General features: G+C 63.0%; 14 protein-coding genes and 1 tRNA gene. 4 read left to right on the top strand and 11 right to left on the bottom strand.

Annotation, left to right across the window (positions count from 1 at the left end):
* The first annotated feature begins 179 nt into the window (after positions 1–179).
* A complete protein-coding gene (dnaG, locus tag ABEB25_RS02450; RefSeq protein WP_345734793.1) occupies positions 180–2,000 on the top strand; it encodes a DNA primase in 1,821 nt (606 codons plus the stop codon).
* Between the two features lie 85 nt (positions 2,001–2,085).
* Here dnaG and ABEB25_RS02445 read toward each other — a convergent pair whose 3' ends face one another.
* Both ABEB25_RS02445 and ABEB25_RS02440 read right to left on the bottom strand, forming a co-directional pair.
* Positions 2,086–3,549 carry a class I adenylate-forming enzyme family protein gene (locus ABEB25_RS02445; protein ID WP_345734792.1) on the bottom strand — a complete coding sequence of 488 codons (1,464 nt, stop codon included), beginning with the start codon at positions 3,547–3,549 and terminating at the stop codon, positions 2,086–2,088.
* A 9-nt stretch (positions 3,550–3,558) separates the two neighbouring features.
* Complete coding sequence (locus ABEB25_RS02440) at positions 3,559–4,164, bottom strand: acyloxyacyl hydrolase (RefSeq protein WP_345734791.1); 606 nt, start codon at positions 4,162–4,164, stop codon at positions 3,559–3,561.
* A gap of 109 nt (positions 4,165–4,273) precedes the next feature.
* On the opposite strand from ABEB25_RS02440, the gene ABEB25_RS02435 reads away from it, so the two are divergent.
* Positions 4,274–4,930 carry a L,D-transpeptidase family protein gene (locus tag ABEB25_RS02435; RefSeq protein ID WP_345734790.1) on the top strand — a complete coding sequence of 219 codons (657 nt, stop codon included), beginning with the start codon at positions 4,274–4,276 and terminating at the stop codon, positions 4,928–4,930.
* A gap of 40 nt (positions 4,931–4,970) precedes the next feature.
* Here ABEB25_RS02435 and ABEB25_RS02430 read toward each other — a convergent pair whose 3' ends face one another.
* From ABEB25_RS02430 to ABEB25_RS02405, 6 genes are all read right to left on the bottom strand, one after another.
* Positions 4,971–5,819 (bottom strand): ATP-binding protein, encoded by an 849-nt coding sequence (locus tag ABEB25_RS02430; RefSeq protein WP_345734789.1) that lies wholly within the window; start codon positions 5,817–5,819, stop codon positions 4,971–4,973.
* A gap of 58 nt (positions 5,820–5,877) precedes the next feature.
* A complete protein-coding gene (locus ABEB25_RS02425; protein WP_345734788.1) occupies positions 5,878–6,705 on the bottom strand; it encodes a hypothetical protein in 828 nt (275 codons plus the stop codon).
* Between the two features lie 248 nt (positions 6,706–6,953).
* Entirely contained in the window at positions 6,954–8,099 is a 1,146-nt protein-coding gene (locus tag ABEB25_RS02420; RefSeq protein WP_345734787.1) for a 6-phosphofructokinase, read from the bottom strand.
* Positions 8,100–8,195: 96 nt separating this feature from the next.
* Positions 8,196–9,689, bottom strand: a complete 1,494-nt coding sequence (locus tag ABEB25_RS02415) for a histidinol-phosphatase (protein ID WP_345734786.1) — start codon at positions 9,687–9,689, stop codon at positions 8,196–8,198.
* Positions 9,690–9,706: 17 nt separating this feature from the next.
* Positions 9,707–10,537 carry a hypothetical protein gene (locus ABEB25_RS02410; protein WP_345734785.1) on the bottom strand — a complete coding sequence of 277 codons (831 nt, stop codon included), beginning with the start codon at positions 10,535–10,537 and terminating at the stop codon, positions 9,707–9,709.
* A 68-nt stretch (positions 10,538–10,605) separates the two neighbouring features.
* Positions 10,606–10,680 (bottom strand) — tRNA-Thr (locus ABEB25_RS02405).
* A gap of 149 nt (positions 10,681–10,829) precedes the next feature.
* On the opposite strand from ABEB25_RS02405, the gene ABEB25_RS02400 reads away from it, so the two are divergent.
* A complete protein-coding gene (locus ABEB25_RS02400; protein ID WP_345734784.1) occupies positions 10,830–11,033 on the top strand; it encodes a DUF4032 domain-containing protein in 204 nt (67 codons plus the stop codon).
* A gap of 136 nt (positions 11,034–11,169) precedes the next feature.
* On the opposite strand, the gene ABEB25_RS02395 is transcribed toward ABEB25_RS02400, so the two are convergent.
* A complete protein-coding gene (locus ABEB25_RS02395; protein WP_345734783.1) occupies positions 11,170–13,221 on the bottom strand; it encodes a sodium-translocating pyrophosphatase in 2,052 nt (683 codons plus the stop codon).
* Positions 13,222–13,471: 250 nt separating this feature from the next.
* Here ABEB25_RS02395 and ABEB25_RS02390 point away from each other — a divergent pair, with 250 nt between their 5' ends.
* Positions 13,472–13,912, top strand: coding sequence for a DUF5069 domain-containing protein (locus ABEB25_RS02390; protein WP_345734782.1), 441 nt, complete (start codon positions 13,472–13,474; stop codon positions 13,910–13,912).
* Between the two features lie 72 nt (positions 13,913–13,984).
* On the opposite strand, the gene ABEB25_RS02385 is transcribed toward ABEB25_RS02390, so the two are convergent.
* Both ABEB25_RS02385 and ABEB25_RS02380 read right to left on the bottom strand, forming a co-directional pair.
* Entirely contained in the window at positions 13,985–14,773 is a 789-nt protein-coding gene (locus ABEB25_RS02385; RefSeq protein ID WP_345734781.1) for a 3-keto-disaccharide hydrolase, read from the bottom strand.
* Between the two features lie 43 nt (positions 14,774–14,816).
* Entirely contained in the window at positions 14,817–15,881 is a 1,065-nt protein-coding gene (locus ABEB25_RS02380) for a PA0069 family radical SAM protein (protein WP_345734780.1), read from the bottom strand.
* Between the last annotated feature and the right edge of the window lie 27 nt (positions 15,882–15,908).

Below are 15,908 nucleotides of genomic sequence, written 5' to 3'. Positions count from 1 at the left end.
CGGAAAGCGCGGACGTAGGGGGGCAGGGCTGCGGCTGGGGGACCAGCCGCCCTACCAAGACGATGCCTGCGGCGGAAAGCGCGGACGTAGGGGGCAGGGCTGCGGCTGGGGACCAGCCGCCCTACCAAGATGATGCGCCAGTTGCACACTGCCCTGGCCTCCGCCATCTTCTCCACCCCATGCCTCGCATCCCGGAAGAAACCCTGCAGCAAGTGCTCGCCGCCACGGACATCGTGGACCTGGTGGGGCGCTCCGTGAAGCTGCGCCGGGCCGGGACGAACTGGGTGGGCCTGTGCCCCTTTCACAACGAAAAGTCCCCCTCCTTCAACGTCCGTCCCTCCACCAATTCCTACCATTGCTTCGGCTGTGGCGCGGGGGGGAATGCTTTCCGTTTTGTCATGGAGCACGATGGCCTCACCTTCATGGAGGCGGTGAAGCGGTTGGCGGAGCAGGCCGGCATCCGCATCGAGGAAGAAGTCTGGGACGCCAATGCCGAGGCCGCGGCCAAGCTGCGCAGCTCCCTCATCCGCGTGCATCAGGAGATCGCCACCTGGTATCACCAGTTGCTGATGAAGCACCCCATGGCCGATGCCGCCCGGCAGTACCTGAAAAACCGGGGCATCAGCGCCGAGGTGGCCAAACGCTGGAAGCTCGGCTACGCCCCGCCCAATACCCAGCCGCTGCGGGAATGGGCCATGAAAAACAAGATCGGCTCCGGCTTGCTCATCGAGGCCGGCATCCTGGCCACGAGTGAAGAACGCGGCGATGCCTACCCCCGCTTCCGCCACCGGCTGATGTTCCCCATCTGCAATGACAATGGCGAGGTCATCGCCTTCAGCGGACGTGTGCTGGAGGCCGATGCCAAGGCCGCCAAGTACCTGAACTCGCCCGAGACCCCGCTGTTCAACAAGAGCAAGGTCCTCTTCGGCTTCGACAAATCCAAACGCGGCATCTCCAAGGCAGGCCAGGCCATCGTCTGCGAAGGCCAGATTGACACCCTCATGGTCTATGAGGCCGGGTTTCAAAACGTGGTCGCAGGCCAGGGTACCGCCTTCACTGAATTCCACGCCAAAGCCCTGAAGCGCCAGGCCGATGAAATCGTGCTTTGTTATGACTCGGACAACGCTGGCTACAAGGCTGCCGAGCGCGCCTTCCAGGCCCTGGCCCCCTACGGCCTCATTGTCAAAGTGGCCATGCTGCCGAAGGGCGAAGACCCCGACTCCTACATCCGCAAGGAAGGTGTGGAGGCCTTTGGCGAACTCGTCAAACATGCCAAGGACTTCGTGGATTACCAGCTCGCCAGCGTCGGCTCCCGCCGTGACCTGACCGAGATGCGAGAGCGCATCAAGTTCGCCGAAGAGATGGCGGAAAACGTCAAGCTCTTCGACACGCCCATTGCCAAGCAGACCACCATCCAGCGGGTGGCCAACAGCCTGGGCATCTCCGAGGAAATCATGCGCAAGCTGGTGACCAAGGCCGAAAAGGGCCTGAGCAACCGTAACAAGAAGGAAGTAACCAACGAACGCGCGGGGGAAAAGCTGCTGGCTGCGCAGGATGCCACCGCCCTCATGCTCTGCCGCCTGGCCCTTTCCGATCCCGAAATCCTGCTCTGGCTGCGCGAACATGGCGAACAAAATGTGCTGCATGACCTCGTCGGCATGGAGCTTTTGTCACGCGTCTGGTTAGGCGACTTCGAGCCCGCGAACCCGGATTCCTTCAACACCTTCCTCTTCACCCTCGACCGGGACGAAGAGGCCGCACTGACCCAGGTGCAGCACATGGCCCCGCCTCCGGGCAAGCTGGTGGATGCGCAGCACTCCCTGCAAATCCTGTCGCTGAAATGCCTGAAGCAGCAGCACCAGCGCCTGCAGACCCAGCTCAAGCACCCGAACCTGGATCCCCAGGAAGTGGCCGATCTCCAGCGAGAAAGCCTCGACCTCCACCGCGAACTCACCGAGCTGCAAAAGGTCGTCGCCGCAGCCGCCAAGGCCCCGGTTTAGAGAGGTTAGGCTACGACCAAGCAGCTCACCCAGACTACAAATCCGGAGCGGCGATGCTTTGTACACCGCCGCCCGGCTTTTGACTTTAAGCGCGCTTCAACTTGCCGCTGGCGGTCAGGGGCAGTTCCGGCACGGCGCTGAAGAGCAGGGGGATCTTGTACCCGGCGAGGTGGGCGCGGCAGTGGTTGCGCAGCTCCATCGTGGTGGGGGCACCCTCGGGGCTGGCGATGTAGCGCACGATGGGCACCTCCCCATAAAGCGGATGCAGGCGGGCCTCGACGAGGGAGCGCTGCACCTTCGGGTGGCAATCCAGCACGCGCTCCACTTCCTCCGGGAACACCTTCATGCCCCCGACATTGATCAGCGTTTTCCTGCGCCCGCAGATGGTCACGCGGCCCGCAGCATCGCGGCGGCCCAGGTCACCTGTGGCGAACCAGCCTTCCGCATCCAGGGCTTCCGCGCGCGGCATCCAGGGGTCCAGGTAGGCATCGAACATGCCCTTGCCACGCAGGCAGATTTCACCCGGCTCACCCGCAGGCGGTTCGCGGCCCGTGTCATCCTTCAGCAGGCATTCGTAGGCGCTCAGTGGCAGGCCGATGGCCTCGGGGGCCTCTTGAGCCCCTGTAAGGTTCAGCACGGGCAGGCCCAGCTCGATGATGCCCAGGCCCTGCACGAGATCACGGCCAAAACGGGCGCGGAATTTCTCCGCCGTGGCAGCATCCAGCGCAGCGGCGGTGGCCACGGCCAGGCGCAGGGTGGTCCACTCGCCCACGGGCGGTGCCTCCACGAGCTGGCGGTAGTGCACGGGGCTGCCGTACATGACGGTGGCCTTTTGTTCTGCCCCCGCGCGCAGCAGGTCCTCGCCCATGTGGGTTTCCTCGATGATGGTCGTGGCCCCGTGGTAGAGGTACAGGACGATGGAGACGGCAAAGTGATGCGCCATGGGCAGCACCCACAGCACGCGGTCACCCGGGCCGATGCGCAGGCCTTCATTGGCGGCGGTGATGCGCTCCAGCAGGGACTCGTGGGAAAGCAGCACGCCCTTCGATTTGCCCGTGGTGCCGGAGCTAAATCGGATGAAGGCGGGATTGATCCCTTCAAACGCCGCCGCCGGGAAACTGGACGTGGCGACGGGCAGGCGCTGGATCAGCACTTTTTGTTCGGCCACGCTGAAGTCGCCCAGCTTTTGCGTGCCCTCAGGCAGCCAGCCGGCCAGCGTTTCCAGCACCAGCACGGCATCCATGCCGGTGCGGGTGGCGAGGTCGCGCTTTTCCTCATCGGCCAGTTCATCCGGGATGGGCACAAAGCAGGCCCCGGCGGCCAGGGTGGCCAGCGCCAGGGGCACATAGTCCAGGCTGCTGGGGAAGTGCACCCCGATGCGCAGGCGGTCCGCCCGCGCGGGATCACGCGGCAGATGCTGCCGGATCACCGCAGCGAGGGCATCGCACTGCTGGAAAAGGGACTCGTAACTGAGCGTGCGGTCTTTCTGGACCAACGCGACCGCTTGGGGCGTCGCACGCTGACGGATGGCTTCGACGATGCTGAACATGAAGCCGGATTAGAAACTCCAGGTAACGCCCAGGGTGACACCCAGGGAATTCAGCCCCGGATTCGGATCGGTGGCACCCTGGTTGGACAGGTGCTGGAACATCGCGCCCAGGCGCAGGTCCACATTTTGAGCCACGGCGTAGGAGACGCCTGCGGCGGCGAACCAATTGTAGGTCAGGTCCTGGCCCTGGCCGCCGGTCACGCCCTGGGAATCAATCCAGCCCAGACCACCGCCGAGCTGGCCATACACGGACCAGGTGCCGGTGGCATCCCAATACTCCAGGGACGGGGCGGCCATGAAGCCGAAGTAGTGATTTTCAGGACCCTGGAGGATGGCCTGGCCGATGGCGGCAAAGCGGCTGCGTACGACGATGGCAGAACCGTCTTCAAAAACATGGTGCATCATGTAGGCCGGGCGCCAGGACAGCATCACCGGGGCGCTTTCATAGTCCAGCGGCGTGTCACCGCCCACCTTCCACAGGTAGCCCACTTCCAGGTCGATGCTGTTTTGCTGCCAGGGTTTTACCTCTGGCGAAAGGCCGGGTGCCAGGGGTGCAGGTTCCCCGGCCAGGACAGCAGTGGTAAAAAAGGCGAAAAGAGTGAGGAGGCGCTTCATGCGCGCCCATGAAGGCATGGAGCGTTCCCGGATGCAAGAGCAGAAGCGGGACTGAAACTTATCTGTCCAAGCAGGCTATCTTTATGCTTTCATCCGTATCACCCTCCGCATGACCTTCCCCCGCCTACTTTCCGCCTGCCTGCTCCTCCTGCCGCTGCTCAGCGTCAGTTGCTCCACCCAGCCCTATTATGGCGGGCAGCCCGCCTACGGGGGCCAGCCGTCCTATGGGCAGAACCTGTTTCGCTATGGGCAGCAGGGCGTGAATGTGGCCAAAAAACTGCCCTCCCGCGTGATGGGCCTGTTCCGCAGCGATAGCTCCTTTTGGTATGCCGATGGGATGCAGGGCCGCCCGTCCATCCGCATCGTCCTAGGCGAGCAGATGGTCTATCTCTACAAAGGCGGCCACCTCGCCGGCGGCTCTCCCATTTCCTCCGGCTCCGAAGGGTATGACACCCGCCCGGGCCGATACCGCGTGATCGAGAAGGACATCGACCACAAATCCTCCATCTACGGCGACTACGAGGACATGTACGGCAACGTGGTGATGACGAACATTGACAACCGCAAGGACCGCCGCCCACCCGGCACCCGTTTTGAAGGAGCGAAGATGTACTACTTCATGCGCATCTACGGCGGCGTGGGTATGCACCAGGGCTATCTCCCCGGCTACCCCGCCTCCCACGGCTGCATCCGCCTCCCCGGCCACATGGCCGAGAAATTCTTCCTCGCCTGCCCCATGGGCACGCCTGTGACCGTGGTGCCGTGAGGGGTGTCATCTATTTAAACAGAGAACCATATTCCACCCATCAAAACTCAGCCCCATCGTTGGTGGAGCCGCGGGCGCTGGGCCATTCGCCATAACAAAAAGTAACGCCGCCGGAGCGGAGGCGGTCGCTGATGCGGTCGCCCAGCCAGTGGCGAGTTTCCTGGGCGGGCTTGTTGCCCAGTAGGATGCTGCGGCGTCCGGCCTTGTGGCGGCGGTCGAGGATGGCAAAGAGGATCTCTTCACCATCGGCAGGGAGATCGCGCAGGCAGACTTCATCGAGGATCAGCAGGGAGGGCGCGGCGTATCGCGTGAGCAGGGCGTCGCCAGTCTCGGTCTGGTAGGCGCGGTGGAAATTGGCAAAGAGGCGCGCGCACTCGATCCAGCGCACGCGGCGGCCCAGCAGAATTTCATGCCGGGCCAGGGCGGCGGCGAGGTGGCCTTTGCCGATGCCGGGGGTGCCTGCGATGATGAGGTTGCGCAGGCTGCCGGTGGCAAACTGGCGTGCGGCCTCCAGGAACTGCACGGGCGTGTGGTGGCCACGGCCTGGCATCACGCCGGGGAGATCGGTGCGGAAGTTTTCCAGGGTGGCATGGCGCACATCGGCGGGGATTTCTGCCTCCTCCATGCGCTGGAGGTAGCGTTGCTCAAACTTCGCCTGCTCGCAGCCGGGGCAGGTGTAAACGGGCCGCGCGGCCTGGATGGAGGCATCGCGATCCAGCCGCCGCTGGTCGGGGCCATGCATGCCGCAGTGCAGGGTCTGTGGCTCGGCATCGAGCTGCTTCTCGAACTCGCTGGTGCGCTCGGCGATTTTCTGGAGCAGGCGGTCCAGCTTTTCGAGGGCGGACTCGTTCTTGGGTTTCACAGGCGGCGTGGCAGTCATGGCGGTCATGCGGCGTTGATCAGGTGTTGTGTGTTTCGTTTGTTTGAAAAGTAGTTAGGCGCAAAGGTCAGAACTTGCTGATCTGATCCGCCGTGAGGCCGAGCGTGGCTTCCGATGCGAGGTAGGCCTGGTTTCGAGGGCGGGGCTTGTTGCAAAACACGCTGCCTGGGATGCCGTTGCCGCCGTTGTGAGGCCGGTTGAATCCGCCCCCGCTGCCGCTTCCACGCGGGGCGGTGAGGCGTTCCCAGACGAGGCTCTGCCAGCCGTTGGCGATGGCGCAGGGGATGGCCTCCAGGGCGGTCTTCAGGCCGTGGCGAGCGCATTCGGCCAGGGTGTTGCGGGCGGCGAGGGCGGTCCATTGCTTCTGCGGATTCAGCCGGGCCAGGGCGGCGCGGTGGCAGCACCAGTCGGCCCAAAGGGTGCGGAATTCGGCGGTGTCCAGCGCCGCTGGCAGGGGCACTTCCTGGGCTAGGCGGAGGTTGTTTTCGGTTTCCTGCCGCCTTGCCGCCTGGGGGCGGCTCGTACGTGCGGGAGGAGGCACGGGTGTGAGGGCGGGTGTGGAGGATGGGGGAACGGGGGAAGGAGGAGAGGGAGGGAGAGAGGGGCAAATGGACGCAGATTCTGGAAGCGTTTCAGGCGTTTCATTTCTGTTGGCAGTGTCGGATGATGTTTTACACTGTTCAGCAGCGCGGCTTTCCACGGCAGGTTCGGCCTGGGAAAGCAGGCGCTTGTTCTCACGGTGCCTGCGCACCCGGTCGGTGGAGGTGGGGCGTGCGGCGAGGGGGCGGACGGAGAAGGCTCCACGCCTGGAAACGCGGACTTCGCACCCATACTCACAGGCCACCTGGGCGGCGACCTTCAGGAGGGCCGCAGGATCCAGATCAAAGGTCGTCATGGGAGAAACTAAGGGGAGCTTTTCCCCTGTGCAAGGGCGTACCGGGGGTGAAAGGCCTAAGTGCCAAAAAAAGTTTGGTTAACAATGCCCTAAATTGCAAAATGATGTTTGTCGATGCGAACGTTTCGGGCGTTTCACGCGTTTCCGGTGGATTGGCCAGCAAGCAGCCCAGGGGCCGAGGACTGCCCTCTTGGCCCAAAAAAAGGCCTCACTCCCGGGTGGGAATGAGGCCTGGAAAATCCGTCTCCTTACCAGGAGCTCAGGTCATCGTGCAGGCGATCCATGGCCACGGAGGATAGGGCGCGCTCGGGCAGGTCTGGGCAGCCAAAGGGCACGATAGTGGCCTTGTTATGCTGCAGTGCCGTGATGCCATTGCTGCCATTCGGGTCCAGGATGGCCTTCCAGGCTTCTTCCGCAAAACGGGCCGCCAGGATGCAGTCGCCCGGCGTGGTGTGGCCACCCCGCTGAAGGTGACCGAGCACGGAGGGGCGCACCTCCAGATCCTGGAAGGGCGCGCCTTCCCGCTGGAAGTATTTCTGAAAGGCATCCCGCAGGATGTAGGCGCCGTTGCGCGACTGCGGCGGGTCAAACTTCACCCCTTCAGCGATGAGCACGATGGCATGGCCGCGGCCACGGGTCATCGCACTTTCGATCTCTTCGGCATAGGCAATCATGGCCTCTTCCGTCAGCGGGCCGCCTTCTGGCGTGATCACCATCTCCGCGCCGGAGGCCAGGGCGGCCATGCGGGCGAGGTCGCCACTCTCACGGCCCATCGTTTCCAGCACCATCACGCGGCGATGGCTGCGGGCCGTGTCAATGAAATGGTCCACCGCCCAGACGAGCGTGTGCACTGCCGTATCCACCCCCAGGGCCATCTCGGTAAACTGCAGGTCGTTGTCAATCGTGGAGGGCACACCGATGATCTTCAGATTGCTTTCCTCGGCCAGCAGCTTTGCGCCGGTGAGGGAGCCATCGCCCCCGGCCACCACGAGCGCCCGCACGCCCAGGTTCTCCAAAAGCTGGATGGCGCTGCGGCGGACTTCCGGCTTGTGAAAGTCCAGGCAGCGGGCCGAACCCAGGATGGTGCCGCCTTTGCCCATGATGCCGCTGACGCTGGCGTGGTCCATCTGGATGATGCTCATCTTCGCATCAATGAGGCCCCGGTTGCCCGTATTGGCCGTGATCTCCTGCTTCAGCCGCACCAGTTCGTCGGCCTCACCGTTGACTTGTTTGGCGGCACGCACCAGTCCGCGATAACCGCCGCGGATGCCCAGCACGGGCACCTTGTGCCGGTTCAGCCCCAGCCGCACGATGGCGCGGAGGAAGGCGTTCATACCGGGGGCGTCGCCACCGCTGCAGAGCACGGCGACCGGGCTGTCGGGAAAAGGAATCATGGAACCGTTGCCATAGCGATGTGCAGCCCGCCCGCAAGCAACGGCTGGAGACACTTTTCACGAATTCGAACCCATCCCTAAAAGCCCGGCTGGCGATTAGGAATTGGCATCAATCGCTTTCCGAATGCTGGCGAGCACATCGCTGATCTTCAGGTCAATCCGCTGCCGCTTCTTGAAGTAGCTGACTTCCTCGTAACCGGCATCACTGAGGTTGTTCAGCGCGGTGATAAAGTGCTCACCCACGCGCACGGCCTTGTGCGAGTCACTGCCCAGCACCACCGGGATCTTCCGATCCGCCATCATGCGCAGCATCTCGTTGCCGGGATTCATCTCGGAGTAGCTTTTGTTCAGCCCGGAGGTGTTCAGCTCCATGGCCACACCGGTTTTGGCGATGCGGTCCAGAACGGTGGAAACGGTGTTTTTGATGATGGCAAAGCACCAGGAATCCGGGTGATAGTTTTTCACCAGGTCGGGGTGCGCCACGCAGTCATAAAGCCCCGTCTCCGCACTCTGGGCCAGATGCTCCAGGTAGGTGCGGCGGAAGTTCTCGATGGTGCCGGTTTCAAACTTGGCCAGGTAGTCCTTCGACTGCCAGTGCACGGCCCCGAGGATGTAATCAAAGTCGGCCCGCTTGTGCAGGTTTTCGATGTATTTTTCGTAGCCGGGGAAGAACTCGCTTTCCAGGCCCAGGCAGACGTCCAGCTTGCCCTTGTAGGCCTCAGCGGTGCGCTGGACCATGGACACGTAAGTATCGAATTCGCTTTCCGCCATGCGGACCGTGGGCCAAAAGCCATCCGGCATCGGGCAGTGGCAGGTGAAGATAATGCCCTTCAGGCCGGATTTCAGGGCCTGGGCGGCGTATTCTTCCGGCTCGCCCCAGGCGTGTTTGCACAGGGGGGTGTGCATGTGGGAATCATAAAACAGCGCGCCCGATTTCGAGGCCACGGGTTTTTCATCCGACATCACGGGCGGCTTTGGCGGCGCAATGGGATCTGCCGCGACGGCTGGAGTCACCACTTTGGCTCCCGCTTTCCCGCTGGCCGCAGGTTTTGCCGGGGGCTTCGGTGCGGGCGCAGGCGCGGCCTTCACAGGGGCTGGCGGCGGTGGAGCCTCCTGCACGGGTGCTGCGGCAGCTTTTACCGGAGCGGGGGCGGGCTTTTTAGCCTCGGCCTTTTTCGCCGGGGCAGCCACCTTCACCGCCAGCTTCGTGGCTGGCGCTGGGGGGGCAGCTTTTTTCGCGGGGGCCTTGGCAGCCGGTTTCACCGGGGCCGCTTTCTTCGCCACAGGGGCTTTTTTCACAGGCACGGTTTTCTTGGCCGGGGCCGCCTTCTTCGCCGGAGCGGCTTTTTTCACCACGGCCTTCTTGGCGGGGGCGGCTTTCGAGGGGGCGGCCTTTTTCACCGGGGCCGCCTTCTTGGCAGCAGGTTTCTTGGCCGGAGCCTTGGCAGCGGGTTTGGCGGGGGGGGCTTTTTTCACAGGCTTGGAGGGAGCTTTGGACGCCGGCTTGGACGCCGCCACTTTTTTGGCGGCAGGTTTCGCGGTCACCGCTTTTTTAGCCGATTTGGACTTGGGTGGGTGGGTCTTGCTCACGTGGTTAGCTCCTCCTGTCAGTTTAGTATCAACCAGCCTTTGCCTTCACAGCCTACGATCTGGGCCGTGTCGGCGTTCGATTTAGATTCCGAATAACACACTCTGAGCGTTAGCGGAACATTTTTCCACCCCCCCAGTTGAAGTTGGTCAATTAAAGGCTTCAAGGCGGGGTTTTGACGGTCAAAATGGGCCTTCAGCACCGATTCCTGGCCCGGACTGCGGACCTCCAGCCACTCGCCGTCCCCTTCCCCGCCTCCGGCAGGCAGGCTGGCGATCACGCGCAGCAGGATCGGGCGGGTCGGTTTTTCTCTCAAAAAGGTCTCCCATTCCATTTCGCCGTAGCGCACCAGGCTTTCCCAATCCACCCGGAACTGCCCATCCGCCTGCTCTTCCACGATCACGCTCAAGGGTGTTTCTTTGGCAAACAGGGCCTGGATGTAGCCCAGGCGGTAGCCTTTTTCGGCCACGGACTGGCAGGTGCCCAGCCCGGTGAGCGTGCGCGCCTGGAAGGGCCGCTGGCTGTAGTAACTGTGGACCAGGGGGCGCACGCGCTCCGGGCTGCGGGCAAAGGCCAGTTTGTCCTCCACCGTCGCCGCCTTAAAGAAAGCCCTCAATGCCGTTTCGATCTGCGGGCGTTTCTCCTCCAGCCGCTCGATCCCCTGCACCGGTCCGGCGGGTGCCACCGCCACAGCCTTCACTTCGGCAGGCTCCGGCGCTTTTTGGGCGGCTTCGTATTCCGGCTGCACGGGCGGGCTACGTTCCAGCTTATGAATGCCCAAATTGATGATCACGGCGATCAGAATCACCAGGGCCAGGGCGGCGGCCAACCGGGCGAAAAGGCCCAACATAGGCCCCTGCCGACGGTTGCGGCTGGCACGAGGCTTTTCTGGGGCTGGAGTCATTGACTGACACGGAGTGGAGCCGAAGGCGGGATTTGAACCCGCGACCCTCGCATTACGAATGCGATGCTCTACCACTGAGCTACTTCGGCACGTGCAACGTTTCGGTTGAGCCGGAAGGTTATACTCCAGCGTGGGCTTTTGTCATTTTCTTTCTGCTTGGCACGTCATTTTACAGACTGCCGATCTCCCGCCCCTGCTTGCCAAGCGCCTCTTCCCGCCGTATCCACTCCCCCGCCCCATGCCCGTCGCCCCCCTCAATGCCTATTCCGAGTTCAAAGCCGAGCTCGAACAGATCCTGCGGCACAAGTGGCTGGTCAGTGAAAAGGAAAATCGCGATGTCGGGTTCGAGCGCGCCCTCAATGAATGGGCCCAGAACCACCGCGCTGAATGGCGCCGCCACCGCAATAACCGCAACAAAAAGGCTGCCAAGGCCAAGGCCTAACCTCCGTTGGGGCTGGCTTTTCAGTCGAATTAAAAGCCCAGGAAGAGCTGTATCCCGAGCTTTCGCCGCCCCATCCACCTAACAAAAAGCGGGCTGCCCGGTGAGGACAGCCCGCTCTCAAAAGTTGGCAGGTCGTTTACTTGAAGAACAGCGGGATCACCAGGATGGCCAGCACGTTCACCACCTTGATCATCGGGTTCACCGCAGGCCCGGAGGTGTCTTTGTAAGGATCGCCGACGGTGTCACCCGTCACGGCTGCCGCATGGGCAAAGCTGCCTTTGCCGCCATGGTTGCCTTCTTCGACATACTTCTTGGCATTGTCCCAGGCACCGCCGGAGCTCGTCATGGCGATGCCGACGAACAGGCCCGTGATGATGGTGCCGATGAGCAGGCCGCCCAGGGCTTCCTTGCCCAGGAAGGCGACACCGACCACAAACACGATCGGCAGCAGCGCCGGCACGATCATCTGGCGCAGGGCGGCCTTCGTCACGATGTCAACACACTGGCCATACTCCGGCACGTCCTGGCCAGTGAGAATGCCTGGCTTGAGCTGGATCTGGCGGCGCACTTCGCGCACCACAGCACCTGCGGCGTTGCCCACGGCATCCATGCCAAAGGCGGTGAACAGGTAGGGCAGCAGACCACCGATGAACATGCCGATGATGACCTGCGGATTCATGAGGTCAAAGACCAGCACGTCCAGCTTCAGGAAAGCCTTCACTTCTTCCACATAGGAGCCGAACAGCACCATGGCGGCCAAACCGGCAGAGGCGATGGCGTAACCTTTCGTCACGGCCTTCATCGTGTTGCCCACGGCATCCAGTTCATCCGTGATCTTGCGCACTTCTTCAGGCAGGCCGGACATCACAGCGATGCCGCCCGCGTTGTCGGTGATCGGGCCAAAGGCATCCAGGGAAATGATGATGCCGCTGAGGCTCAGCATGGAGACGACGGCGATGGCGATGCCATACAGGCCGCCTAGGTCCCAGCAGCCCCAGATGGAGGCCGCGATGGCCAGCACCGGCAGCAGGGTGGCGTGGTGGCCCACGCTGATGCCCGCGATGATGTTCGTCGCGTGGCCGGTCTCGGAGGCCTTAGCAATCCGGCGCACCGGAGCGTGGGCGGTGCTGGTGAAGTAGTTCGTGATCCACACCACCACAAAGGTCAGCACGATGCCGATCAGCGCGCAGTAGAACAGGTCATTGGCCGTCACCGTCTTGCCCGCCATCACGACAGCTTCCGGGAACATCACATCGGTGGCCCATTTGAAGAGACCGGCAGAAACGACACCGGCAACAGCCACGCCGCTGACCAGGGAGGCCGTGGCCTTCTGCTTCACAAAGTTCACCCAGCCGATGCCGAGCAGGGAGGAAATAATGGACAGGCCACAAAGCACGAAGGGATAGACGAGCACGCTGTGGTTGCCCTCAGGGCCGGTGAGGTGACCCACCAAGATGCCGCCGATGAGGCTCACCGCGTAGGTTTCAAACACGTCTGCCGCCATGCCAGCGCAGTCGCCCACGTTGTCGCCCACGTTGTCAGCGATGGTCGCCGGGTTGCGCGGATCATCTTCGTTCAGATTCTGCTCGATCTTGCCCACCAGGTCAGCGCCCACATCGGCCGCCTTGGTGTAGATGCCACCGCCCAGACGGGCAAAGACGGAGATCAAGGAGCTGCCCAGGGCCAGGCCGATGAGCGCATCAATCGCCGCTTTGGCACCCGACATCTTTTCCACGATGAGGTAAAACACGCCGACAGAAAGCAGGCCCAGGGCCACCACCAGCAGGCCGGTGACTGCGCCGCCGTTGAAGGCCACCTTCAGCGCCGGGTGAGAGCCCACGCTCGCTGCCCAGGCCGTGCGCACGTTCGCACGCACCGCCACCATCATGCCGATGTAGCCGGCCACCATGGAACAAACCGCCCCCACCACAAAGCCCGCGCTGGCCAGGCCGCCGCGTGCATACCAGACGATGAAAAACACGACGATGGCGATGAGGCTCACCGCACGGATCTGGCGGCTGAGATAGGCCTTCGCCCCCTGCTGGATCGCATCCCCGATCACCGCCATGCGGTCATTGCCTGGCGAGCAGGCCATGATTTGGCGAATCAAAAGGATGGCAAAAGCCAACCCCACCACGGCGAGCGCGATGGAGACAAGGATGCCTTGGTCGAGAAGGAGCGAGTTCATGAGAGATGTCTAAAACCGGTTGGTTGGACCGGGGGATAAAGCGCGCGAGTCTAGCGGTTGCCCTTTGCATGGCAACAGCCTTTTCACGCAACTGCGCTTGCTACGTCCCAGCCTAGCCACTTCTCCCAGCGATCGTCGGAAACCTCGGTGTTTTCTGCCTCCGCTTGACCAAAAGCTTTCGTAACCCACGTTCTGGGGACGGCAGCACGTCTGCCGCCGCCAACCTAACCTACTCTATCATCCGTCTCCTATGAGCCAAATCGTCCCCCTTATCTCCTCCGGTGTTGCCGGTCCCCTCGGTGTGCTGCACCTGCCACGCCTCTGGCTGAAGGCATCCCTGGCTGCCGCTGGCAAGCTGCACGCCGACTATCCGGCCTGCGGCAAAGGTTACGATGGCATGACCCTCGGCGCCCTCGGCATCAAGGAAGATGAGTTCCTCGCCTTCATCGCCACCAAGCCCACCTACGTCCAGCTCGAAGCCTGGGTGAAAGCCTATCCTGGCGTGAACCTCACCAAGGCCAACCTCTACAAGCATAACCAGGCCATCCTCGGCTACATCCACGGCGACGACGTCCGCAAGACCATCCTCGACGCCGCTGGCGTGACCGATGAAACCGGCGTCAATCCTGGTGCCGTGGACCTCAACAACCTCGACGACTGGCAGACCCTATGGGCCGCCGAGATCAAATAAATCTCGCCACCGCGAATACCCTTCTCTTAAGCCTCAGGGCACCCGTGGCATCGCCACCGGCCACCCTGGGGCTTATTTTTTAGCCGGTGCCTTTTTCTTGCCGCCGCCCTGTGGCACCACCTTCACCGCATCCGCCGGGATAGGGGCGGCCTCGGCTTTCAGGATCGGCAGATCCTCCGGCAGATGCTGAACAAAGAAGTCCTTGTACTGGATCTTCATCGGCGGGCCCACGTGCACCTGCACGGCGATCACGCCCTCCAGCGCCCGGCCTTTTTCATCCAGGTCCACCACATCCACCGTCGGCACACCATCGATCCAGTGGCGGTGATGGTTCCCCTCCACCCGCACGCGGTAGTCATGCCATTCGCCGCCGGGGAATTTCTGCACCGGCATCTTGCCCACTACCCAGGGCTGGCCCTGCGGATCGATGACCACCTTCTCCCCCGTGTGGGCCAGGATGCGGCGGCCCCGCTCCTCATACAGCATGCCGTTGTAGTCGGCGTTTTTCGGCACCACATCGCACTGGTAGCCCGTCACCACCCACTCGCCCAGGTCCGGGCGCTCCTGGCCCCGGTATTGCAGACCGCTGTTGCCATCCGGCGTCACTTTCACCTTCACCCGCAGCTCGAAGTTTTTCACCTTCCCGGCCTTCCAGGTGATGAAACGATTGTAGTCCAGCTTGCCATCCGCCACGCCCGTCAGGCAGCCGTCTTCCACCGACCAATATTTGTCACTGCCCTGCCAGCCCGTGAGGTCCTTGCCATTGAAAATGGCCACGAAGCCCTCCGGCGGCATCGGCTCAGCCGCAGCGAGTGAAAAGACAGCCGTCAGGGACAGGGAGAGCAAAAGTGGGCGGATCATGGTTGCTACACAAACGCTCCCCGCCGCCCCATGTTGCACGCCATCACCACAGCTCCATCTGCCCACCGCGCTCACGCGGTCGCCGGAAAGCCGCTGCATTCACCTCGGGCCGCCGATGCAGCATCCTGGCACGTTTCAGCGAGACCTTGAAGATCTGGGCGATCTGGTCCGACCACACGCCCACGCCTTTCAGCCGCTTGCCGAATTCCGGGTGCGAAAGCGTGCGCCCCTGCGTCTCCTCAATGCGGCCCAGCACCTTGTCCTTCCTCCCAGGGAAATGCGCCTCCAGCCACGCGGCAAAGACCTCCTTCACGCTGAAGGGCAGCCGCACCACCGTGTATCCGGCGAACTGCGCCCCCGCCTCCCGCGCGGCCTCCAGGATGGCTGGGATCTCGCTGTCATTCAGCCCTGGAATCATCGGTGCCACGGAGACGCCCACCGGGATCCCCTGCCCCGCCAGGGCGCGGATCGCCTCCAGCCGCATCTGGGGGGAGGAGGCGCGCGGCTCCAGCTTCCGCGCCAGGTCTGCATCCAGCGTGGTGATGGAAATGTAGGCAGCCGTGGCCTGGTGGCGGGCCAGTTCCCCCAGGTGATCCATGTCACGAGTGATGAGGTGATTCTTCGTGATCATCACCACCGGGTGCCGGCACTCCGCCAGCACGGCCAGGCAGCCACGGGTGATCTCCAGCCGCTTTTCCGCCGGCTGATAGCAGTCCGTCACCCCGCTCAGGGACAGCCGCTCCGGCACATACTTGTCCCGCGCCAGTTCCGCCCGCAGCAGCGCCGGGGCCTCCGTCTTCACCATGATGCGGGATTCAAAATCCACCCCGGCAGAAAAGCCCAGCCACTCATGCGTGGGCCGTGCATAACAATAAGCGCAACCATGCTCACAGCCCCGGTACGGATTCAGGCTGGCCTCAAACGGCAGATCCGGGCTGCTGTGCCGACTGATGATGGTGCTGGAGTGGTCATGGAAGAATTTCGTCACCACCTTCTCCGGCTCCTCGCCCGGATCATAGGTCATCTGCAGGGCGGAGAACCGCTGCTCCGTATTCGCAGCCGCCCCGCGCCCACGGGGACGATTGACCGGCAAATCATCTGTTCTCATGAACACATGATCTCCGAGATCTTTCCC

The sequence above is a fragment of the Prosthecobacter algae genome, from assembly GCF_039542385.1.
GTDB lineage: Bacteria > Verrucomicrobiota > Verrucomicrobiia > Verrucomicrobiales > Verrucomicrobiaceae > Prosthecobacter > Prosthecobacter algae.
The sequence above is the reverse complement of the archived record's forward strand: the minus strand, read 5'-3'. Positions and strand labels throughout refer to the sequence as shown.

Excerpts from the sequence above, each read along its gene's own strand:
- ABEB25_RS02410 (WP_345734785.1), bottom strand. The coding sequence starts at position 10,537 with ATGTTGGGCCTTTTCGCCCGGTTGGCCGCCGCCCTGGCCCTGGTGATT.
- dnaG (WP_345734793.1), top strand. The coding sequence starts at position 180 with ATGCCTCGCATCCCGGAAGAAACCCTGCAGCAAGTGCTCGCCGCCACG.
- ABEB25_RS02400 (WP_345734784.1), top strand. The coding sequence starts at position 10,830 with ATGCCCGTCGCCCCCCTCAATGCCTATTCCGAGTTCAAAGCCGAGCTC.
- ABEB25_RS02380 (WP_345734780.1), bottom strand. The coding sequence starts at position 15,881 with ATGAGAACAGATGATTTGCCGGTCAATCGTCCCCGTGGGCGCGGGGCG.
- ABEB25_RS02435 (WP_345734790.1), top strand. The coding sequence starts at position 4,274 with ATGACCTTCCCCCGCCTACTTTCCGCCTGCCTGCTCCTCCTGCCGCTG.
- ABEB25_RS02385 (WP_345734781.1), bottom strand. The coding sequence starts at position 14,773 with ATGATCCGCCCACTTTTGCTCTCCCTGTCCCTGACGGCTGTCTTTTCA.
- ABEB25_RS02440 (WP_345734791.1), bottom strand. The coding sequence starts at position 4,164 with ATGAAGCGCCTCCTCACTCTTTTCGCCTTTTTTACCACTGCTGTCCTG.
- ABEB25_RS02430 (WP_345734789.1), bottom strand. The coding sequence starts at position 5,819 with ATGACCGCCATGACTGCCACGCCGCCTGTGAAACCCAAGAACGAGTCC.
- ABEB25_RS02425 (WP_345734788.1), bottom strand. The coding sequence starts at position 6,705 with ATGACGACCTTTGATCTGGATCCTGCGGCCCTCCTGAAGGTCGCCGCC.
- ABEB25_RS02395 (WP_345734783.1), bottom strand. The coding sequence starts at position 13,221 with ATGAACTCGCTCCTTCTCGACCAAGGCATCCTTGTCTCCATCGCGCTC.
- ABEB25_RS02420 (WP_345734787.1), bottom strand. The coding sequence starts at position 8,099 with ATGATTCCTTTTCCCGACAGCCCGGTCGCCGTGCTCTGCAGCGGTGGC.
- ABEB25_RS02445 (WP_345734792.1), bottom strand. The coding sequence starts at position 3,549 with ATGTTCAGCATCGTCGAAGCCATCCGTCAGCGTGCGACGCCCCAAGCG.
- ABEB25_RS02390 (WP_345734782.1), top strand. The coding sequence starts at position 13,472 with ATGAGCCAAATCGTCCCCCTTATCTCCTCCGGTGTTGCCGGTCCCCTC.